This window comes from Leptospira kirschneri serovar Cynopteri str. 3522 CT (assembly GCF_000243695.2).
In the GTDB taxonomy this organism is placed as follows: Bacteria; Spirochaetota; Leptospiria; order Leptospirales; family Leptospiraceae; genus Leptospira; species Leptospira kirschneri.
The window spans coordinates 82160-105306 of sequence record NZ_AHMN02000011.1 but is presented as its reverse complement, the minus strand read 5'-3'; the positions used below and the strand labels follow the sequence as shown (position 1 = coordinate 105306).

Genomic DNA, 23147 nt, shown 5'->3' with positions numbered 1-23147 from the left:
GCGACCCATAGGAAAGCGTTGTGTTGAGTTCTTTAACGCGACCTGTCGAACGACCCATGGGGAGTGAGACACTGAGTTTCCAGAGCGACCCAGAAAACTCAGCGAATGCCTCTCTAAGGATCGGCATTCAGGGAGCGATGCATTGAGTTTGAGGAAAGCGTTGTGCTTTAGTTCATTCATCGATCCGTTTCGCATTCGTTATATCGAACTCAGGTTATTTTAGAATAAAAACTCAATGAGTTTCAAACTGATAACGGAAAATATCATAATCCTTAAAATCTTTATCAATGTCTATGTTCAGATCTAAAATTTTACCTTGTTTTAAATCGTATACCCAACCGTGAAGTTGAAGATCGTTACCTCTACTCCAAGCGTTTTGAACGATAGTGGTCATACAAAGATTATAAACCTGTTCTCTAACGTTTAATTCTACAAGCCTTTCGTGTTTTTCATTTTCATCTAAGATACAAGAAAGTTCCTTTCGATTCATACGATATACTTGTTTGATATGACGTAACCAAGCGTCGATCAAACCGTGATATTTCCCGTCTATCGCAGTTTTTACTCCACCACAACCGTAGTGACCACAAACAACAATGTGTCTAACTTTCAAAACCTCAACGGAATATTGAAGAACCGACATTAGATTCATATCCGTATCGATCACTAGATTTGCGATATTTCTATGAACAAAAAGTTCTCCAGCGCTCGTTCCTGTCATTTCATTGACCGAAAGTCTACTATCGGAACAAGAGATCAAAAGATACTGAGGAGTTTGGCCTAATGCAAGATTTTTAAAATAATCCGGATCTTTGGAAAGTTTTTCCTCCACCCAAATCCGATTGTTTTCAAAAAGTTTTTGATAATCTTGTTGAAGTACCAAGTCCAAAGGACTGTTCTGAATCTTCTCGTAACTGGAAGTAACGTCTATAATTTCCAATTTGATATTACGCGATCTGGCTACGATTTTAAAGTCTTCTATAATTTCCAAAACGTCTGGATCAATGTATTTAGATCTAGAACCGTCTATAATTAAATGTGCGTTATCCGGAACCTTATCTAGTTTATATAACATACTAGACTTATTCAAAAAAGAAACATCTTCGGAAAGATCAATCTTTACTTCTACTCCGTAAGCCATTTCTTTTTTGTTAAATTGATAAGGATTGAGAATGTTTCTTCTCATAATAAAAAAAACGGAAAATAAACAACCAATACCAATTCCCACCAAAATATCCGTAAAAACGATTCCGACTAACGTAGATATAAAAGGAAGAAACTGATCCATTCCTTTTTTATATTGTGTCTGTAAAATTTTATAATCCGTAAGTTTGTAACCTACGACTAAAAGTACCGCAGCCAAAGAAGCCAAAGGAATTTTTGCGATCCAAACAGGGATCAAAATCACGGAAACCAAAATCAATAAACCGTGTAAGAAAGAAGAAAACCGGGTCCTTGCTCCTGCGTGTAAATTCGCGGAACTACGAATGATTACGGAAGTAATCGGTAATCCACCTAAAATCGCCGAACACAAATTTCCGGTTCCTTGAGCGATCAACTCCCTATTTTTAGATACAATTCTTCTTTGCGGATCTATCTTTTCAATCGCGTCTAAATTCAACAAGGTCTCCAGACTCATCACAAGGCATAACTTGATTGCAATAAAATAGATCGTCTGGTTCTTCCATTGGGAAAAATTCGGAGAATAATCATCCAGGAACAGATCCAGAGCCCCGTTCAACTGAATCGGTTGAATCAAATGTTCCCCGCTCACTACGATACCTAATTCAAAAACCCGAAACATTTCGTTTAACAAAACACCTGTCACAATCGCAACCAAAGATCCGTGAATTATAAATTTCTTATGTAGTTTGAACTTTTCCCAGATAAAAATCAAAACCAAGGCAACCGTAAACAAAATGATCGCGCCTGGTGTAAAACGGTAGAAAGCGGTTAAAATTTCCGAAAAAGTATTTTCCCGATCTTTCTGAAAAAATTCCATATCTCCTTCATAATCAATATCGTAACCTACCGCGTGAGGAATCTGTTTCAAAATTAAAACAACTCCGATCGCGGCTAACATTCCCTTGACCACTGCAGAAGGAAAAAAATTACTCAAGATTCCAGCTTTCAAAAAACCTAATATAATTTGAAAAATTCCGGCCAAACAAAGAGCCAAAAGAAAATCATTAAAATTTCCTAATGTTTTAATAGAATCAAAAACGATCACGGTCAAACCAGCCGCCGGTCCGCTTACTGATAAGGGAGATTTACTAATCAGAGAAATTACAATTCCGCCAACTATACCGCTAATTAAACCGGAAACTATGGGCGCTCCCGAAGCGAACCCAATTCCTATACAAAGAGGGAGAGAAATTAAAAAGACCACTAAACCGGCAGAAAAATCGTGTCTTAAATTGCTCCAAGAAACACGAGGAAAAGAATATAATATGTTCATAATATGCTCCTTCGGCTTTAAAGCCAAAAATTTCGAAAACGTTAAATCGAAAAGCGGAACATTTCCGGAGGTGGGTTTTCTATTTTCGAAACATATTGAACAAGAATTAACTCGACTAAATCCAAGTAGTTTGCAATTTCCAAATCATAACCGATCGTAAACTGCTCTTTTTGAGATACAAAATCTTCCGATTTAAATTCTATCGTTTTTTCTTTTTCGGTTTCAGAAGATTGGTTTGTGACGAGAAAAGAATTTGGATTGTAAAGTTGAGAGTATATAATCGCAGAATAACAAATCAGGATCATTCCTAAAACAGAAAAAAATCTATAAAAAATTCCAAAACTTAAAAAACGATCTATCAAAACACGCGAGTTCAACGTAAAAAAACCGGGGCGAATCCGGCTTGCCATAGGCAGCCGGATCGGGCTCTCAGCTCTGGTAAATAAATTGCATAAAAGAAACGTAATACGATATTTCGACTTAAGTTTCAATTTATTTACCTCGCATCGATCCCTTTCGCGTTCATTCACGTTAAAAAAAGAAAACTTCCCTATTTTGAAAAACGAAATCGGAAGCAATCCAGATTATTCAAGTAACTTAAAAGTTTCATATACTTTTCAAATAAAATACTTTGAAGTTTTCTAGGAACGTTACGTTCTTTGAACCTCAAAATAACATTTCTTTTAAATGTAATTGATTTCTCATTAAAAATTCGTCTTATTTCTCATGAAAACGTAGAAAGAAATTTAAGTTCGTTATTGAATAAGATTCTATTACTCAGAACTATATAATAGAGTACCAATATTTTGCACTCAAATAGCTATTTATAGCGAAAATTTCCTATACTCAATTAGTAAAGTAGGCACAAACTAAGACTTCGTAAATCTTCCATTTTATGAAATCACGTCAAAATATATAAAATTCCATCTTTGCTCCATTTTCAATTGCCAAGACTTTAGAGCCAGAATTCTCATTACATTCAATAAATTATTTTATAGTTATTTTCAAGCATTTTTTAACATTATAATAAACTTTATCTTTTTATAATTCGAATTTATAATTTTCGTTTACTGAATTCTTTCCAAAGAGGATAATCATCCAAACGATTCTCCTTAAAGATACATTACTAATGGAATATATAGAAAAAACAGAAAGAGAAACGGATACGATCACTTCCGTTGAACAAAAGGATCACGTAATCACAAAGTATCTTTTAGAAAAGGAGCTTGTTTTCAAAATAGATCCATTTGATAAAAAGGCAGTAATTAAAAAAGTTTTAGAAGAAGGTGAAAAAATAATCATACAGGTCCTAAACGAAGAAGACTTACCGAAAGAAAAACCTTTTATTCTTTATACGATTCTTGCTAAATACATCCAATTAGAATGTATCTTTCTTCAAAAATTAGAAAATTCACTTTTTATAATCAAAGTAGAGAGTCTAGCCATCGCGAGAAAAAACAGAGAAACTCAAAGATTTCAAGTTGAATCGAACGAAATGTATGTGACTAACGTAATCTCTTCTAAAACAGTAATCGAGGCGAATATGTTCAATATTCCTACCTTGGTCAAAGTAAACTTCGAAGACTTTAAAAACCGGCTCAAACAACAAACAAACGATACCGTAAACATAGATACGTTCGGTCCCGGTTTGAATCATAAATTCGAAATCGTTAAAAGAACACTTAAATATCTTCTTTTGGAAAACACTCAAGATCCGAACTCTTATAAAAATAATTCTCCAGGAAGAATCCACTACGAAAAGGAAATAGACGACGATCTGGTTTCTTGTATTCAAGAATACAAAGATCAACAAATTATTTCCGAGTTAATCGTTCCGATCATTTATATAAATCACTCGGAAGAACAAATTCCGATCGGTTATTTTTCTATACAGAGTAAGGAACAATCTTTTACGGAAAAGGACGTACAGGAATTCCAAATTTTAGCAAAGGACATGATAGAAAGAATCAAAGAATCGAACACGATCAAAACTTCGGAACATTTTTCAATTCTTGAAATTTCTAAAGGAGGAGTTAGGATTAAGATCGAAAATCCGCATCTAATCGAAACGTTACCTAAACAAAATGATTTTGTATTCGACATCTTTTTTAAAATGCAGGCTCCGTTTACGGTTCACGGTATTACTCGTTGGTTGGCCCTGGATGAAAACGGTCATCTCATTTTAGGAATAGAACTCGCAGGGAAATCCGATTTGCCGGGAGAAAGAGCCCGTTTCGAATCAAACCTAGAACTGTTGGCTTCCAATTAATTTATATAACTTGGACAATTTCCGTAAAAAAGCTAGGTGGAATTTCTACAATTTTAGAAATAGATCTGCAAAATTCAGATTTATAAGAGTTCTTACATTTCGTTTTTGTATAAATATTGATCTTCATAAAGTGAATTTCTTACATCAAACACACGTTAATATTGTTTCAAAAAAAATGAACTATATAACATGAGCTTGATATAGAAAGTCAGAATACACTTTTTCAAGTGATGATTCTTACAGATTCTAACATAGAAATTAATTAAAAAATTTTAATATTTGTTTTGGTAAGGATCCAAATATTGATGATCCTTTCTCCAAGGACGCAACCCGTGAAACTCAACTCCAGCGGCCTGTTTCGCGTTTAAAACAATCTCTTTTCCGCGATGACGTATAACACATTTTGCACTTCCTATATCACTTTGTTCTACATATCTAGGACTTCCATCCGGGTCTCTGTAGATATAACCCGCAATTTGATCCTTGTCCATTTCACTTTCCACAAATATTTCATAATCGTCTAAACGAGTTTGAAAACGTAATTTCGGATATTCTACCTTTGTAGAACTTCTCAAAGAACGAAAGATAGAATGTTGATGGATCGGAACTCCTCCTTTTAGAAGTGTGACAAAGGTCAAAGCAGGAGTAAACGGCTGAGGTCGAACCGTTACAATTTCCATAGACCAATTGTCTGGATCATCATCAAACTTAGGAACAAAAGTCCAAAACAATTCGGATACTCGATTGGTTCCCCAAATATGGTTAAAATGTCCATTCGCATTTTGGAATGTAAATTTACGATTTGCAAGTTGAATCCAACCCGCAACTTCCGTAAAAGGTGAGGAAACGATACTTCTCGTTTTTGGAATCGGAGTTCGTTCTAACCAACGTGGTAAGTGTGTGGCGGGTTCCAGTTGATGTCTAAACTCCAAGTCCCAAGCCAAATTTTCCGATTGTGGGGTTTGGATTTTTCCGTTCATGTGATCTGGCCCCACCGAAGCCTCGGGAAATTCGATCGAATTTTCCCCAATTGAAACGTTTTCGTAAGGAAAAGACTGTGCAACGGTTCGGTGATTTTTTGGATTCTTACGATCGAATAAAGAAACCCAAACCGCTCCCGTAGAATACAAATCACGGTTGTTTCTGGGATTGAGAGTAGAATATCTCACCCAAAAAGCCTGATCATTTTCAGGAATCAGTATGGCAGCAAACCAAATTTCAAATCTGGGTTTTACGTAACTCGCCGCGAATTTAGAAATAAAACTTTCTCTTAAGTTCATCTTTTATTAATATTTGGGCGAGCTTTTTAGATTAAAAATTCCTAAACCTTGCCCTTTCTCCTTTCCTTTAGGTATTCGATCACAGCCGGCATCACAGAAATAATAATAATCGCAAATATTACAATTTTAAAATTTCTTTTTACAAAATCCAGGTTACCGAAATAATACCCTCCGAGAATAAAAATTGTGATCCATAGAATTCCACCCATCACATTATATGCAATAAATTTAACATAAGTCATGGTTCCAATTCCGGCTACAAAAGGAGCAAAAGTGCGTATGATCGGTATAAATCTGGCGATGATAATCGTTTTTCCACCGTAAACCTCATAAAACCGGTGCGCTTTTTGGAGATGTTCTTTTTTGATCAAGGGTATTTTTTCTTTTTCTAATATTTTTTCTCCTGTAAAATTTCCCACCGAATAGTTCACGGTATCTCCTAATATAGCCGCGATAATAAGAAGAACTAACGTGCTTCCTAGGTCTAAAGAACCTCTGGCGATAAAAGCTCCAACGGCAAAAAGTAAGGAATCTCCCGGAAGAAAAGGAGTTATGATCAAGCCGGTTTCGGCGAAAATGATCAAGAACAGTATAACGTATGTTCCGTTTTGATACGTCTGAACGATCGTATCCAAATGTGTTTCCAGGTTTAAAAAGAAATCGAGTAAAAACTTAAGAATTTCCAAATTGCCTCCCTACTTGCGAGTCGTATTCTAGATTGTATTTAACGTGAGTTTGACGTAAAAAAACCGGGCAAACCCGGCTTACTACAGGCAGCGCTCTTTAGCTCCGGTCAATCACTGTATCCAAGAAACATGATACAACAATTGTCTTTAGATACAATTTAGAACGCAATCTATAGAGAGCAGAGTTCTGCTTTAGCTTCCTTGCATCGATTTCTTTCGCGTTCATTCACGTTATTTAGAGCCTATCCCAAAAAAATCTTCTGTAAGTCTGTAACTTAAACGTGGTGGTTCCCACAGAAACCGTCACTTGAAGCAATTTACGAGTTTTGATTGTAACGTTCGCTCCTAAACTCTTATGTGAGTTCCCACATCTTTTAGAATTTGGGCAGGTTCTTAGGATAAAATTTATAGGGGATCGAGTAAGTCAAACGTGTAAAACATTAAAATAACAGATGTTCGCTTCCCGAATTATAACGAAAAATCTTCGTTGGATAATTTAGTCGAATTGAATGCGAAGAAATCCCTTTCCGATCCGGTTTGATTCTCGCGTCGAACTCAATTTCATCACCCGGTTTGAGATTCATAGATCTGAATTTTCTAGATAAATAAAACAGTTGAGATTGAATCACCGATTTTCCGGAAATCAATAAACGAATATCATACAATAAAATTTTAGATTGTTCCTGGTTTTTATGATGTAAAACGGATTCTACAGTAGCACGAAATCGAGTTCTTTTATAAGGAAGTATTTGGATTGAGTCCTGAACCATCATTCTATTTTATACCGTTTTCTCAAAATTTAAAATTCTAAAAACCTGATAGTGTTGTTTTATAGGCCGTACTTTTTATCTTTTTGCTTTTGCACAAACGTGTCCACTATTTTGGAGAAGGATCACTATAGTTGTTGAAAAATTAATTCTTGATCTGTTTGTATTGAATTGAAATGGACAATTGAAGCAATTTTACAAATCTTCACTATGGAATTTTTCAACAACTCTACTATTTTTCAAAATAAAGCTCTTACCCCAAACCGAATAGAACGTGGAGAAGCCGGCCTGGTGTGTATATCGTTGTATCCGCCTTCGTCCGGACCTTCTGGCTCGGATTTTAATCTTGATGCATAATAATAATCTATATCGCTTACTTTTGCATTTTGAATATTCATTATTTCGAATACAATACTCCATACATCGTTGAACTTTTTTCCAACTTGAAAGTTGAATAAAGTCGTAGGAGAAGATCTGACGCTATTGTCTTCTATCAAAGCCCTGGGTCCAAAGTATCTGCCTCGAATCGAACCGAAAAAACCGTACGTTTCTTTGAGAGTGATTCCGCCAGAATAAACGTGTTCAATAGAACCTGGAATAAAATTTCCTGTGTCTTCGTCCCCTCTAAATCTAGATCTGGAAATCGATACTTCCAAATCCAAAATTAAACCTTTTATCGGCTCAAAGTAATTGGACCATTCTACTCCTCTTCGAGTGCTGGATCTACTGGCTACGGTCGAAGCAGAGTCACCTTCAAATATGAGTTCGGAATCTAAATCTAACCGCCATAAACTAAACACTGTTTTCCAATTTTCAAAAATCATACTTCTAACTCCAAATTCTCCTCCATGTGATCTTACTATCGGAGTGAAAGTATTTTCCTTATTGGTAAGTCCTCTTGCATCGTTAGTGTGAAATCCTCTACCTGCGTTTAAAAAAATTTCAGTCTTGAACCAAGGACCAAAAACAATTCCTCCTTTTGGATTTGCAATTGAAAAACGTTTTCGATCGTTTAACTCCGAATTACGATCGTCTACATGAAATTGAAATTGATCGCCGCGAAGCCCGAAAATGGTTCTTATTTTAGAATTCCATTGTATTTTACTTTCATAATATATTGATAAGTTTGTTTCGATGATTTGATTGGATCGGACTACGTCTAACTCGGCCCTTTTTTCGGTATGATACAGAGCGTTCCTGATGAAATCTCTTCGGACCTGAAATCCGAACGAATTTTCAAATTTGATTTCATCCCATATCGATCGTATCTTATAACTGGATTTAAGACCAGACACAGATCTTCGGTCCGTTTGTTCGATCTGATCCCCTCGTATCGGATCGTCAAGATAGTAGGTTGTATTTGAAAATAAGGAAAGATCGTTATATAAACCATAAATTAAAATTTTTGCATGTGAATTTTTATCTGTGTGCTGTGCCTCGCCAGAAACCGAAACTCTATTTGTAAAACCTCCATCTGTAGGATCGACCGTATCAAATCTACTAAGCTCGTTGCCTATCGCTCTTTTAGGGATTTGGTGAGTAGTGTGCCAATTTCCTCTATAACCCATTGCTAATATACGATAACCATTCTGCTCGTCTCCTCCGCTGTAACTAACAACCCCATTGACTTTTTTATAATTTTCTTTAACGGTCCAGGGGCCATCATAGTGCGTAGTTTCCAAAGCATACAAGAGATTACCGCGACCGATCGTGTGGGACTTTGCAATGAGCGTCCTCGCATATCCTAAAGTTCCACCTTCTAAAGAAACCATTCCTTTTTGAAGAGAACGAAAGTAAGATACGTTCATAGAGCCGGCAGAAGAAAAATTTCCTTCCTCCACGGAATAAACTCCTTTTTTAAATTTGATATCTTCTATAAGTTCCGGAATTAAAAAACCGAGATCTGTATATCCTTGTCCGTGTCCGTGAGAAGGATTATTAATCGGAATCCCGTTCACATGAGAAGCGAAGTCGGTTCCATGATCCAAATTAAAACCGCGTAAAAAATACTGATTTCCCTTTCCAGATCCGCTGTGTTGAGTAGCGATCATTCCCGGAACAAATTCTGCAATCTCCCCCGTTCTAGAAATTGGTCTGGATCTAATTTGTTCAGATCGAATTGTATCTTCGCTAGCTGAATTTAGATTTGTAAAATCTGCTTTTCCGGTAACGATAATTTCTTTCTTTTTTATTTCTTCTTTTTCTGGATTTGGCTCTTGAGCCATTAGAATATTAGAAATTACTAATAAATTGAACGCTATCAAAGTCCGTTTCGGAGTTATTCCGAGAACACCCAAGAAATCATCCATAAACCTTCGGAGAGTTTTTAATAAAATGCAGTAGTTCCCATAAATTATGTCTCTTAAGGTAGAATTCGTGGATTTGAATGATTTTTCTGTAGTTAAATTTCGGTATGAGTTCCCACACCGCAAGTTTCTAAAATAAGTTCTTAAATTTCTAAATAAACTTTTGTTTACAGAAACGATCAAATTCTTAAAGAAGTTCGTCCTTTGAACTTTTTGAAATAATTCTGTTCCGAAAAATCCACTCCAAAACCAAATTGATTTTATTATATTTAAATTTATTTTTTTACTCTTCTGGGATTTTAAAATAAGTTTCAATACTTTTCTAAATGATCTCACCTTAAACAAAACTAAACGATTTTTTTCATACAAGGGGTTACGAATCAGAAATCGAAAACAAAAATTCTTAAAATATAATATTAATATTTTATAAAATGCTTTCATTCTTGAAGCCGACTGTAAATGTATTTAAGAATGAATTTGAAAACTACGTTGAAAGAACCAGTACGTTCCTAGGACCGCGAGCAGAAATAATAAATATAAAAGAGTAAGTTCCTTGAACTCAGATTTGATTTTTCGAAATAAACACCAAACCACTCCGAGAATAAGACTGATCAAAACCAGCTGACCTATTTCCACACCTAAATTAAAACCAAGAAGTGGAATTAATAAATGGTCTCGATCTAGACCGGTTTCGAGTAAAAATCCTGCAAATCCAAAACCGTGAATCATTCCAAAAGCAAGGGTGGTAATTCCCAAATACAAACCTCTTGATTTAGAATTCGTTATATATTGATTGAAAGACAAATAACAAAAAGTGAAAAAGGACATTCCTATATACGCAAATAGAATATGGGTTTCTCGGATCTGTAAACTCCAAACGATCCAACCTACTATTAAAGGAACAGAAGCGACCCAAAAAGGAATTTGACTCCTTTTTTCTTCTACAACTAACACTGATTTGGCGGCAACGATCAAAATGGTAAGTCCAATAAATGCCTCTATACCCGAAGTATCTGGTTTGATTTTATTTAACGTTGCAATTGAAAGAGTAAAACTATGACCCAAGGTAAAACCTGTAATCGAAAGTAGAACTTCCTTCCAATGTTTAGAAGCTAAAAGAACCGCTAATAAAAATACGATGTGATCGACTCCAGTTCCGATGTGTTCGATCCCGGCAAATACAAACCCCAAGAAACCAGAAGACTGAGAAGCGGATTCTTTTTTAAAACCCCACTCGGTTCTTTTAGATTGAAATAAATTTTCAGAGATATTCCCGTCTTCGAAATTCAATCTGGAATAATGAAGATGAGAAGGAGCATAAAATCCGGTATATATCATAAAATCCGGAGGTTTATTTTCACATTGGAAAATCATTTCCAGTCGTATAAAAGCGGAATTGGATTTTAAAGGACGAATCGGTGTAGAAAGAAAACATTCTTTATCTCCAGAACGAACTACAATATGAGGTCGAATGTAAGAAGCGAAATGATCCGATAAATCTCCAGTTTCTCCGTCTAAAAAAGGAATTCGAGTAACTTCCCGAATCGGAATTGTTATTACACCACTGAGAATATTTTTATCTACTTTCCAAACCGAAAAAGACTCACTCCTATTGTGAGAAAAAACTTCATTTGAAAAAAATAATATAATAATAAAATAAATTATTTTCTTCATGTTTTATTAATCTGAAGTAGGTAGACTTCTTTTTATTTTAGATTTTGTTTTTAGCCTGTCTAAATATTCCCTCAAAGTCCTGTCACCTTTTTCCTGAATATAAGACGCTTCTACTTCTTCCTTTACGGAATCAAAATCAGGCGTAGAACCTGGCTCCAAAACAAAAACTTTGACTACAAAAAAAATTTCTCCCGATTTTATCGGATCAGATACTTCTCCGGATTTTAAATTTCCCAAAGCTAAAACCACATCCGGGCCCAGATAATCCAGAAGTTTAGATAAAGGTAATAATGTATTTGGAATATAAGATACGTTATTCGATTTTGTGCTTCCGGTTTCTCTGAGTTCTTTTGAAATTCGTGCGGCGGAAAGTTCATCCGATTGTTGATAAACCGCCACTTGATAACGGGACGTTTTTAAAAATTTATCCCGATTGAACAAAAAATAAGATCTGAGTTCTAAAACGTTCGGTTTTTCGGAAACGTTTTCCGAAATGATGGATTGAATAACCGCCCTAACAATAGAAGCCCTAATCAAACGATCTTCTCTTGCAAAACCCAGTTCTAATCCCCTTTGTACCAATAATTCTTCTTCTATCAGTCGTTCCAATACGTTAGTACGAGCTTCTTTCGTAATCGGGTTTTTACTATCGGAAGAAATAGCGGTTAACGTTCTTAAATATTCATCTTTTCTAATGTAATTTCCGTTCACTTCCGCAACCGTATCGGAAAGTAAAATTTCCTTTTCGGGAAACAATAAACCAATAAGAGCAAGTAAAAAGCCGAACAATGCTCCAGCACCTAAAAAATACTTAGGTCTTATAACTATATTTTTCCCAAAAAACATTCTACTAAGTTTCCCCAAAATTAGAACTCAACGATCAAAGTTATCAGAGCCGAGCCCAGTTTAGAAAGAATTCATTTTTGTTTCGATTGAGTTAGATAAATTGGAGAAGACCAAGCTCGTTCTTCCACGTTCGCCAAACAGTCGTCATTCGGATCGGTACGATAATCTCCGTAACAAGGTTTCACTTTGATACAACGCCCTTGCTCATCGTATTCACAACGCAGTTGTCCTCCGTTTACCGCTGGAGAAACTTCTTCAATCGCCCTAACGTAATAAACCGCGTCCCTTCCTAAATCGGAATAAGTTGTATCTTGAAATTCAACTTCACAACCGGACGGATCGGGTTTGCAACGAAACGTTTTCCAAGGATCTTGAATCAATTTGGAAACGGATTCGTTCTGAGAAATTTGAGGAAGGATTCGAATCACTTCGATTCTAGTAATTTTTTTTCTTTCCGAAGAAGGATGATAACATTCGCCTTTACAAAGTCTTTGTAGACGTTCGGCTCCGATTCCAGAAACACTTTTATCGGGACAACCTGGCTTCTGTTGAAATGCTCCTACAGCGCGCACTTTGAAAGTTGGATTTTGAGAGAAAGAAATTTCCGAGCCCATAGGTGCTACAATTTCTGATTTTTCTCCCGGAGAATTTTTTAAATCGAACCAAAGTAAAATTCTATCTCCGGAAGTTGCATATACCTCTTTCCGATTTAGAGAATCCCAGATAGAATCCCTATCCCTACCTTTAGAATGAACCGCAACCAAACCTCCGGTAAAAAAGAAAGAGGCTTGTCTTTCGTTATCCATGATTTCAAAAGGTCCCAATCCTTTAGGACTAAAAGGAATTGATTTAGAAACCGGTTTTTTTCTGTTTTTTGCAGGCTCCATCATACCGAATGCATTTGGTTTTTCCGGACCAGCAGCTTCCGTCAGCCCCTTTCTCCAATATTCTTTATAACCGTTACCCGCTCTTGCAGTGTGCGAATCGCTGGAACCTATAAAACCGAAACGGAAGTTTCTAGGTTTATGAGGATTATCAAAATTAGTAATTGCTAATGCATATTGAACCGAATTACCCGGCCTAAAGTTGAACGCTGGTAAAAAACAATCCGGACATTGTCCCGAGTTTCCCCAATCGTCCGGAGTGGCTCCAGGAACGGTAGTAAACCCGGACACACCTGCGACCGCGTGGTTTTCTCTTGCGATAGTCGCTTTATCATCGCATTCTTTTGGAGAATCCCCTTCTTTTAAACATCTTGCCCGAATGAGTTCTCCCGCTCTCCAACAAGAAGGTTCAAAACCCAAAGAAGGTTCGTTACAAACTGGTTTGCCGCTTCGATCAATACTTACTTCTTGCCAAGGACGATATTCCTCCGAGTTGCCATGCCCCGAATAGATTTCGACTAACTTTTGTATGTCTTCGTTATGATCCTCTCCTTTTAATTGTTTATCATAAGTAATTCCGGGAGGTGTATAAAATCCCCAGGTATTACCATGCGGAATGACTAATGTAGGTATATTCCATTGTTGTAATTTTTCAAAAAGTTCGGCGGGGGTCGCGGCCCATTCGGTACAATCCTTAGGGAGTTCCTTAACATGAACTCCTGAAGGACAATGTTCGTAAGAAAGACGATCCGTGACAAAGTCTGCAAAATCGTAATACGCTTGTCTATTTCCTCCGGGTGCGATTATCTTTAAAATATTTCTCATCACAAAAGGAGGTCCCGAAAAAAGTTCAGTATATGGACCAGAAGCCGCAATAGTTCTTGCGGGGACCTTATCTTCTTCTGTGTCTTTAAAGATTACGTTTCTATGTCCATAATGACTTTCTACTGTGGTTCCCATTTGGGTCCATTCCCAACCTAAAAAAGAAACCATATCTGGATTTTTAGGATCTCCTGCGTTAGCGTTACATTGACGAATCAGATCTTTTTCTTCCTGCCATTGTTTTGGAGTTAAACCTTCTGCATGATCGTTGATAGACCAAAAATCCAAAGCGGAGCAATATCTTGCATAGTCACAAGCGTCCTTAGGTGGATGAGCGCCTTCTCCGTTTAACATAGGTAAGCTGATTGCATAAGCGTCCATGGAGTAAGTGGTATGTACATGCAAATCTCCGAATAAGATTTGTTTCGATTCTGTTTGAGTTTGATTTTCTAAAGTTGTATTTGAATTTTTAGATTTTGACTGAGAAGAATTGCCGTTGCCGTTCCACGCATTGACCGCGAAAACAGATACGATCCCGATAAAAAGCACCAACTTCAGGAAATTTTTTTTACTCATTTTATTCTCCAATTCTTCACCTGGAATGGTTTTGACAAAATCAAGACCAGAAACCAGGGACAGACTGAAAAAGTAGGTACAAAAAAGCAAACAATTTCTATTATAACATACAAAAATATCAACATATAAGAAATAAATATTGATAAACGGAGGGCATTTTCAATTATGGATTGTATTATTTGTTATAATGGATAAAAATCATTCCTATTTGAGACCGGGTCTCTGTAAAAAGATTCCACCGACAAAGACGAAAAAAAAATCCGTTTTTTAAAAGAGATCTATGAGAATTTTATTGAATCGAATCCGAAAAAGTACATTCCCGATCTTTATTGGTCTGGGAGTTTTTATTTCTTTTCCATCCCTCTGGGCAGTTGCAAGTAACAGTAGAAACGCAATCAACGCAAGATATGAAGGTTTGGCTGGCGTCAACTTTGCGTTAGGTGGTTCTCCTATGGACGTTGCACTCAATCCTGCGAATTTATATTTAACGAAAGAAAAAAAAATAGAATTCGGTTTAGGAATGTCACACGCCCAAGTAAGGCTGAAGGATCAGTTTTTAGATCCGGACCCAAGTTTAAATTATACGAATTCTAAATATAGAAGTGGTGCAGGAGCCGCTCCATACATGGCGGTTAAACTTCCGGTAACGGATACGATCGACTATGGATTTGCGGCGTATGTGTTCGGAGTAGTAAACGGAGCTGCGGAAAAAATCAATCGTAATACTCCTACAGGAGAAACCGTAAATCAATGGGCAGGTTTACCTGGTATTTTTGGAGATGGTAAAAGAATCCAAGAAACTACCGAAAATCAGGGAATTTTTATTAAGGCTGTAAACGGTTTATCTGTCAAGTTTGGAAATCTTTCTTTAGGTGCTAGTTTAGAACTAAACTATGGCGCTCAAAACCGTAACATAAGATATTACGATGCTTTTGGAATTCGGGAAATTCCTGGACAAGGATTTCATTATGAAAGTAAAAAGAACGCTCTTGCGTTAAGTGGAATTATCGGCTCTAACTATACGGTTACAGATTGGCTCAGAATTGCATACGTATATCAATCAAGTGCAAATTTTCCATTTAATGGTAGTTATACGATCGGTGTCAATGATCCCACCTATTATAGATCCACTGGAGTTTCTTATTATTTCCGTTCGCCCGAGAAACACGGTCTTGGATTTGCAATCGGTCCAGAAAACCTAAAAGTAGCGGTCGATTTTCTTTATATAAATTATGGTTCTTACTTAAAAAACGTCAGACAGAATTTAGAAGATCCTTGGTATCCAAATCCACAAGGACGAAGTTCGGAAGCAACTGCACGTTTAAACTATCGGAATCAATGGGCTGTGTTAATTGGACTCGAACATAAAATCACAAAAGATTGGACTTATCGTTTGGGATATAGTTATAATTCTCCGATCGTTTCCAGCAACGCTGTAAACGGAGCGCAAGGGATCTTATTAACTCTCAACCACGTAATTGCAGGAGGATTTAGTTATTCTTCCGGGCCCTGGAGTTTCGATTTTGGAATGAGTTGTTTTATTCCCGGAAAACAAATTCAAGGTGGCAAAGATACAGACTGGGCAATAAACCACGGAATTTTTGGTCCGAACCAAAACAACATTGTAGGATATTCTTACAGTACCCAAGCACTTCATTCGATTGGAATCAATTTTGGCGTTACTCGTTCTTTTGATTAGTGTGGTAGGTTCCTACAAGTTCCGAGTTTTTACTGTAAAATCCCGGAGTTGCGGTAGTTCCCACAGAAAGTATGTTTGTTAGTCCTGAATTTTGTAATGTTTTTTCCTTAAAAAAACTTCTATAAAATTTGAAAATAACAATTAAATTTCTACATAAGCCCACTACTTTACTCAGAACTACATAATGAAATGTGAATTCATGGAGAAAATCCGTTTTATCTTAGGTCAATTTTTTTGTAAAAAAAATAGATGTGGGAACTCTCACAAATCGTGGATTTAGCACTTAAACTTTGAAAATTGTGGGGACTACTATAAAATACAAAAAGAATATCTTCCATTCGATTTTTACACAAAACCCCTGTTCTACAGTCATCATCAAAATTAAAAATCTATTTCTATAAGTTCCCCATTCGCTTTAAATATTATGAAAAACATTATATTTTTCGCACATTTTTTTAAATATCATATTTTTAAAATATAATACTCCTTGAATTCTTTTTTAAAAGTATAACAGTGCCAAAAACAGGATTTTTACTCCGCCCTCTATACAAAAGAATAAAAACTGTAATGTGCAGATTTACACAAATCCAAGCACTTTACGCCGAGACAAATCTATATGCGTAATTTAGAATGTAGTTTAAAAAATCAGATTTTAGAACATGGATTCAATTGTAGATTTTATAAATTATACTGAAAGATAATTCTATGCATCATCACTTTCCGAAGGAAAACCCTACGATTTTGTCGCTTACAGTCCGGTTCACCAATCAATCGGAAAGTAATCTTTTAAGAATTTACCGCACCAATGTTTACCGGTAAGAATTCCGTCAAAAATAGGATCACAAACTCTTGCAGCTCCGTCCACTATATCTAGCGGAGGTTGAAAATCGTGAAGTTCCTGTTTTTTTTGCGACAATTCTACAGGATCTTCGTCGGTCACCCAACCAGTATCTACTGCGTTCATATAAATCCCGTCTTTTGCAAAATCACTCGCAGAAGTATGCGTAAGCATGTTCAAAGCAGCTTTTGCCATATTAGTATGAGGATGCCTGTCTTCTTTTTTAAAACGATGAAATTTTCCTTCCATCGCGGAAACGTTTACGATATGTTTTTGACCCGTATTTTCCCTTCGCATAACAGACACAAGACGATTACAAAGAACAAAAGGAGCGACGGAATTTACAAGTTGGACTTCCAACATTTCAGAAGTCTGAATTTCCCCTAACTTAAGTCTCCAACTATTCGTTTTTCTAAGGTCAATCTGTTGTAGATCCGCGTCCATTTGGCCTTCCGGAAAAACGGTCTCCAACTCAAAAGAATTATCGTGTGAATAAGGAATTTGAGAAAGTTGTGCTGAAGAACGAATTCCGACTCCTGGAATTTTTCCATTCCAACTTACGGGAAGTGCCACTTCGTTAGCTAAGTTTGCCCCGCCGAAAGATTCGAGTTTTTCCTTACAATCCTTGTGAAGTTTCAAAAGTTGAGCGGCTTCCCTTGGTATATCATGAAAATCTAATGATTCTAATTTCATCAAATGAGAATAAAATCCGGGAGGCCTTCGAACCGTCTGAGCCGCGTTATTGATGATAATATCTAAACGATCCACGGTTTGTTCTATATAACTCGCAAAAAGTTCTACACTCGGGGTATGTCTTAGATCCAAACCGAAAATCTGAAGACGATCAGACCACTCTGAAAAATCATCTTCTTTAGAAAAACGTAATGCTGCATCCACTGGAAAACGAGTAGTAGCGATTACCGTCGCTCCCGCTCTTAAAAGCATTAGAGTTGTCTGATAACCTATCTTTAATCTGGAACCGGTAATCAAAGCGACTTGTCCGTGTAAGGGTGCGGTTTGAAATCTTTTTTTATAATTCAGCTCCCCACATTCCGGACACATAGAATCATAAAAAAAATGAAGTCGAGTATATTCTTTTTTACACACATAGCAGTTACGCGGAGAAGAAAGTTCAGGCGCAGTTTCATTTTTCCAAATATCGGTTTGATCCGAAATTTGAAGAGGGGCTTTAAATACTGGAGTTGTTCTAGCCAATCGAATTCCGGTCGTCGCCCTCGCCTGCCTTTCTTGAGTGACAATTTCCTTTCTTCTCGAATGTTTGATCGTTTTATTTCGGATTCTTATTTCATTTCGATCGGGACGGGAAATTTTTCCCGCAACGATCATCAAAGCGATCCGTTCCTTTTCGGGAAGAGCAGTCAGTAATTCAGGATTCTTCGTTAAAGTTTCCAGAAGTAAAATACAGTTTTTAATTTCTTCAAGAGAAACTTTATTTTCTTTTCGCGGCTCGTTCATATCTATCGTCTCGTTAAAAATACAAATTGAAATCAAAAATTGTTGAAACTTCTGTTCTAACTATTTCATAAAAATTGATTTCGAAACAAGTTGTATTTACAACTTTATATTTATAAGAAGTCTTAGAAACCGTAATTTCGAAGTATTATCAAAAGATAGATTCGATTTATATAGGTTCTCACATTTTTTAAACCGAAAATGTAACAATAAACCTAGATCTTTTTTAAAAGAAACAACAGTTTTTTTAAACCTAAAAGATTTGCGTTAAGACATCTTTACTACAAGGAATCTTTATAAAATAAATTTTTTATTCAGTGACAATCGTAAAACGATTCACCGATCCTAATCAAATTGAATATCCTGAATTTTTATTATAAAATGGTATTTGAAGACAAACGTTGGGTACTGTTATTTTACAACTCGAGTAAAGACAAACTTTTATATAAAAAAATTCAAATCAGAACGAGCCCGCTGACATAAAAGTGTAGGTTGTCTATTTTTTTTAGTATCTAAGGAAGATCTCTGTGGTTTCTTGCAAAAAATGAAGATTTACCGAATCGTTGCAGAATGAATACTACGGCTCAATTCGTCATAAGTTTTTATACTTCAAAATAAAGCATACAAGTCCTTATCAGTAGTTATAGAAAACAATTAAATTTAAATATTCAAATATACTCATTTTCCGGATTTTCTCAATATAAGAATCCCGCGTTCAAACCTACGTCAAAATGTACAAGTATTCCATAACCAATAAAATTTATCTTTTATAAATTCGAAAAAATGTCCTTTAAGAAATCATACGAACTTTTTTGCGGTAAAAGACCAATTATAATTTTTTTTATATAAAAATTCTAAGTTGAAAGGTTAGACGCCTTTCAGAATAGTTTCTTATTTGTTTTTTAGAGTGATCTCAAAATCAATTCGTATGCTTATTTAAAAGCCAGAATAAAAAGTTTTTGAAAACAACTTTAATCACTATCTCAAAAACAAACGATATACGAGCGCTAAAAGTAAACATGAAAGACATTATCCATTGGTTATCCACTCACGAATCCAGAACCTTAGAGGCCAAAGAACTAATAGAAGTTTTAAATCGTAAAATGATAGAAGCCGGAATTCCTGTCTGGAGATTTTTTACGAGCATCCCCACAATGCATCCGGAAGTGATGGTAAGATCAATCATTTGGACAAGAGGAGAAGAAACTCAAATTGTATTTATTCCACACGATGGTCTACAACAACCACAATATAAAGATAGTCCGATCTATCTCATTCGGGAAAAAGAAATCGATTTTATCCGTTGTAAGTTAACTGGTCCAGAGGCAGACCTTTCGTATCCGATCTGTGTCGACTTACACGAAAAAGGTGGAACGGATTATTGTATCTTCGCTTCCGTTTTCGGAAATAATATCCGAAGCGCTATTTCTTGGAGCACGGATACGCCCGGCGGTTTTACGGATGAACAAATCGATTGTTTGAATTCGATTCGAAGTATTTTGCCCTTACGTTTGGATTTAGAATCCAGAAAATTTTCAATTAATGAACTTTTAGAAGTTTATTTAGGTTCCAACGCTTCTAAAAGAGTTTTATCCGGAGAATTCAGAAGAGGCACTGGGGAAACGATCTACGCGGCAATTCTTTGCGCAGACTTACGGGACTTTTCGTTTTTAAGCGAAAACAATTCCCCCAAAAGAATCGTGGAAATTTTAGATCATTACTTTGAACTGACAGCACAACCGATCCAAGAAGAAAAAGGGGAAATTCTAAAATTTATAGGGGACGCGATTCTAGCCATTTTTCCTGCAGAAGCGGATTCGCATAAGGCGTGTTTGGCGGCACTCAATGCGGCTCAAAAGATTAAGAATTCCGTAATACAATGGAACGAAGAACATCCTGATTTACAAATTCATCTAGGAATGGCGTTGAACGTTGGAGACGTAGTTTATGGTAACGTAGGCGCAAAAGACAGACTTGATTTTACCGTAATCGGAAACGCGGTCAATCAGGCTTTTAGAGTTGAGTCTTTGTGTAAGGATTTAGGAAAGAATATTCTTGCCACCGAAGAATTTGTTCTCAAAGCAGGGAAAGAACGTTTCGAATTTGTAGGAGCTAAACGTCTTAAAGGAATCAGTGGCGAAAGAAATATTTATTCTCCTTTACACGGATAAAAGAAAATATAGAGAACCGATTGTGGATTTAAGAATCCGGATGAGTATAAACGTTATGAGCTGATTGAAAAATACAGAGCCAAAAAAACATGACGATACCAAGCATATTAAAAATAAATGGTTTTTATACTACCGACAAATATTATCAGATTATACACAATAACCTATTTTTGCCGATCCTGTGGGTAAATTTATAGAGTTCTCTTAATTTCCAAAGATTCACTCAAAATACTTTTAATTTTGCCAGCGTCCGCAATATTCCAAATTCGATCCAGGATCAGAACTTCGTTTCGATTATGCAATATGCAATAAATAGAATATGATTCTTTAAAAGAATCTTCTGAAGTATAATCTTCCGCTGTTATAATTATTTTCTCAATGTCTTGTTTCCGTATTTTTTTTCTCCATTGTGTTGGGATCGGAAACGAATATACGGTCACATACCACATTTCTATTTTTATATGTATAGAATTGAATGAACGATGAACCGTAATTAAAAAGATTAGCCCGAAAAACAATATACAGGATATCTTTTCATAAATATAATTGGATCTTTCTATTTCAAACTCGACCATATCAAAAAAAATAGCCGCAATTACTAACAAAGAAATAAAAATTCCAATTAAAGAAGTATATTCAAATCGATCGTAAGAACATAAGATCCGTCCTGGTTTTCTTTTTAAGGTTACTTTGTTCATTTTTATGGAATTCAATAAAAAACATAACAGTTAGAGTATTCTTGATTTTATTTTTCCCGAAACAATTCACTTTTTAAGAAAAAATTTTTACACCAAACTCGCGTTAATCGAGATTTTAAATGTTATAAATAAAATAATTTATTTTGTGTCAAATATTCAATAAATTATTTTAAAATAATTTTTTGGGAAAAAATAAATAATAATTTGTTATATTTTTAGAAAATATATTTACACATGAATCTTTCATGTTTTCTAAGTCATTTGTGTTTTGCATTTGATTAAAAAACTTGAGGAGTAAATCAACGATTATGAAAATTAAATATAAAATTGCGGTTGTATCAGTATTCACACTGGTATTTGTCGCTTGTTTCAATAAATCATCTGAGGGCAATAACTCGGTTTTAAGTGGCTTACTTTCACTTATCTCCGACAAACAAACGTTAGGTTCAACGACGTTAAGTAGAAATCAACTCAGTGGACAAAATCTACAATCAGTTTTTCCAGAAGGTTACATTCCGTATATCTTTACTACATCCTCTTCGGGCGATGAACATAATGGAAACTTTGGAGGAATAGCTGGAGCGGATGCATATTGTCAGAGTCATATTCCTTCTAATCTTCCTAATACTGGAAAATACAAGGCAATGATAGTAGATGGACTCAATAGAGTTGCAACGACTGTAGGACCAAACTCCACGGCGGGACAAAAAGACTGGGTGTTTCAACCGAACCAACAGTATCGTAGAGCGGAAGACGGTGCAAACGTAATGTTCACAAATGGTTATGGTATGATCGATTTTCAAAGTGGTAAACGATTAGAAAATTCATTTACCCAAGTTAAGAAATCCGGTCAATGGACTGGTTTAAATTCGAATTGGGTCCTTTGGACATCCGGAGGAATTCCTGGCCGAGAGCCTATTATTTGTGACTCTTGGACTACTTCTAATATTTCTGTTTATGGAGTGTACGGCATATCAGTTAGCACGGACTCTAATATTCTTAGAGGAGAATCTACTGGATCCTTCGTAACGTCTTGTGAAAATACACTTACCTCCTATCAGAATTATAGATTAGGTCTCGTTTGTGTGGAGCAGCCACGTCCAAAATATATATTCGTTACTTCTAGTACGGAGGAATGGCATAACGGAAATTTTGGAGGAATTGCAGGAGCAGATGCATATTGTCAAAGTCAAGTTCCTTCAAACCTTCCTTCAGGAGGAATATACAAGGCAATGATCGTGGACGGAGTCAATAGAGTTGCAACGACGGTAGGACCAAATTCTACAGTAGGACAAAAAGACTGGGTATTGCGACCGAATCAACAATATATAAGAGACTATGACGACGTGTTCATAATGACTACAAATAGTTCCGGAATGTTCGATTTTGCAAATAACAATCAATTAGAAAATTCATTTTCGCAAATAGCAGCTGCACAATGGACTGGTTTAAATTCAGATTGGACCGTTTGGACATCTGGAGGAATTCCTATTACTTGTGACTCTTGGAATAGTAATGATCTTTCTGTTTATGGAGTATACGGCATGGCCAATAGTAAAAACTCAAATGCTCTTAAAGCAGAAGAATCTAATGGAGCATTCACGACGTCTTGTTCCCATAACTTTACTTCCTATGGTAATTATAGAATTGGTTTAGTTTGTGTAGAACAATAAAAATCTGTTTTTTAACCGGGAGATGAT

The 23147-nt window shown here is 35.9% G+C and carries 16 protein-coding genes; 4 read left to right on the top strand and 12 right to left on the bottom strand.

The features are described from left to right. Nucleotides 1-232 precede the first annotated feature (232 nt). The gene (locus tag LEP1GSC049_RS213105) at nt 233-2458 is read right to left on the bottom strand and encodes a carbonic anhydrase (RefSeq protein WP_004752874.1); all 2226 of its coding nucleotides are present in this window, start codon (nt 2456-2458) and stop codon (nt 233-235) included. 41 nt (nt 2459-2499) lie between these two features. Next, the gene (locus tag LEP1GSC049_RS213110) at nt 2500-2868 is read right to left on the bottom strand and encodes a hypothetical protein (protein ID WP_004753147.1); all 369 of its coding nucleotides are present in this window, start codon (nt 2866-2868) and stop codon (nt 2500-2502) included. Nucleotides 2869-3587: 719 nt separating this feature from the next. Here LEP1GSC049_RS213110 and LEP1GSC049_RS213115 point away from each other — a divergent pair. Further along, entirely contained in the window at nt 3588-4727 is a 1140-nt protein-coding gene (locus LEP1GSC049_RS213115) for a DUF1577 domain-containing protein (protein WP_004759144.1), read from the top strand. A 272-nt stretch (nt 4728-4999) separates the two neighbouring features. On the opposite strand, the gene LEP1GSC049_RS213120 is transcribed toward LEP1GSC049_RS213115, so the two are convergent. The 7 genes from LEP1GSC049_RS213120 to LEP1GSC049_RS213150 all read right to left on the bottom strand — a co-directional run bounded on the left by LEP1GSC049_RS213120 (nt 5000) and on the right by LEP1GSC049_RS213150 (nt 14568). Further along, complete coding sequence (locus LEP1GSC049_RS213120) at nt 5000-6007, bottom strand: hypothetical protein (RefSeq protein WP_004768969.1); 1008 nt, start codon at nt 6005-6007, stop codon at nt 5000-5002. 41 nt (nt 6008-6048) lie between these two features. Then, nucleotides 6049-6693, bottom strand: a complete 645-nt coding sequence (locus LEP1GSC049_RS213125; protein ID WP_004759162.1) for a DedA family protein — start codon at nt 6691-6693, stop codon at nt 6049-6051. A 440-nt stretch (nt 6694-7133) separates the two neighbouring features. After that, entirely contained in the window at nt 7134-7466 is a 333-nt protein-coding gene (locus tag LEP1GSC049_RS213130; RefSeq protein ID WP_004753335.1) for a hypothetical protein, read from the bottom strand. A 233-nt stretch (nt 7467-7699) separates the two neighbouring features. Further along, the gene (locus LEP1GSC049_RS213135; protein ID WP_025186062.1) at nt 7700-10207 is read right to left on the bottom strand and encodes a TonB-dependent receptor; all 2508 of its coding nucleotides are present in this window, start codon (nt 10205-10207) and stop codon (nt 7700-7702) included. Nucleotides 10208-10231: 24 nt separating this feature from the next. Further along, nucleotides 10232-11440: a HupE/UreJ family protein gene (locus LEP1GSC049_RS213140; RefSeq protein ID WP_004753248.1), complete on the bottom strand. Its 1209-nt coding sequence runs from the start codon at nt 11438-11440 to the stop codon at nt 10232-10234. Nucleotides 11441-11446: 6 nt separating this feature from the next. Continuing rightward, entirely contained in the window at nt 11447-12286 is an 840-nt protein-coding gene (locus LEP1GSC049_RS213145; RefSeq protein WP_016560907.1) for a peptidyl-prolyl cis-trans isomerase, read from the bottom strand. A 71-nt stretch (nt 12287-12357) separates the two neighbouring features. Next, on the bottom strand, nt 12358-14568 hold the full coding sequence (locus tag LEP1GSC049_RS213150) for a DUF3604 domain-containing protein (RefSeq protein ID WP_032827512.1): 2211 nt from the start codon (nt 14566-14568) through the stop codon (nt 12358-12360). Nucleotides 14569-14848: 280 nt separating this feature from the next. Here LEP1GSC049_RS213150 and LEP1GSC049_RS213155 point away from each other — a divergent pair, with 280 nt between their 5' ends. After that, nucleotides 14849-16267, top strand: coding sequence for an OmpP1/FadL family transporter (locus tag LEP1GSC049_RS213155; RefSeq protein ID WP_016560974.1), 1419 nt, complete (start codon nt 14849-14851; stop codon nt 16265-16267). Between the two features lie 760 nt (nt 16268-17027). Here the strand turns inward: LEP1GSC049_RS213155 and LEP1GSC049_RS213160 are convergent. Beyond that, nucleotides 17028-18581, bottom strand: a complete 1554-nt coding sequence (locus LEP1GSC049_RS213160; protein ID WP_004776739.1) for an SDR family NAD(P)-dependent oxidoreductase — start codon at nt 18579-18581, stop codon at nt 17028-17030. A gap of 1016 nt (nt 18582-19597) precedes the next feature. Between LEP1GSC049_RS213160 and LEP1GSC049_RS213165 the strand changes: the two genes are divergently transcribed. Then, nucleotides 19598-20749: an adenylate/guanylate cyclase domain-containing protein gene (locus tag LEP1GSC049_RS213165; protein WP_016561002.1), complete on the top strand. Its 1152-nt coding sequence runs from the start codon at nt 19598-19600 to the stop codon at nt 20747-20749. A 191-nt stretch (nt 20750-20940) separates the two neighbouring features. Here LEP1GSC049_RS213165 and LEP1GSC049_RS213170 read toward each other — a convergent pair whose 3' ends face one another. Both LEP1GSC049_RS213170 and LEP1GSC049_RS2000000228805 read right to left on the bottom strand, forming a co-directional pair. Then, nucleotides 20941-21447 (bottom strand): hypothetical protein, encoded by a 507-nt coding sequence (locus LEP1GSC049_RS213170; protein ID WP_004752985.1) that lies wholly within the window; start codon nt 21445-21447, stop codon nt 20941-20943. Nucleotides 21448-21616: 169 nt separating this feature from the next. After that, entirely contained in the window at nt 21617-21871 is a 255-nt protein-coding gene (locus LEP1GSC049_RS2000000228805; protein ID WP_244266183.1) for a hypothetical protein, read from the bottom strand. On the opposite strand from LEP1GSC049_RS2000000228805, the gene lenC reads away from it, so the two are divergent. Beyond that, nucleotides 21756-23120, top strand: a complete 1365-nt coding sequence (gene lenC, locus LEP1GSC049_RS213175; RefSeq protein WP_016560963.1) for an endostatin-like outer membrane lipoprotein LenC — start codon at nt 21756-21758, stop codon at nt 23118-23120. The genes LEP1GSC049_RS2000000228805 and lenC overlap by 116 nt on opposite strands. Nucleotides 23121-23147: the final 27 nt, after the last annotated feature.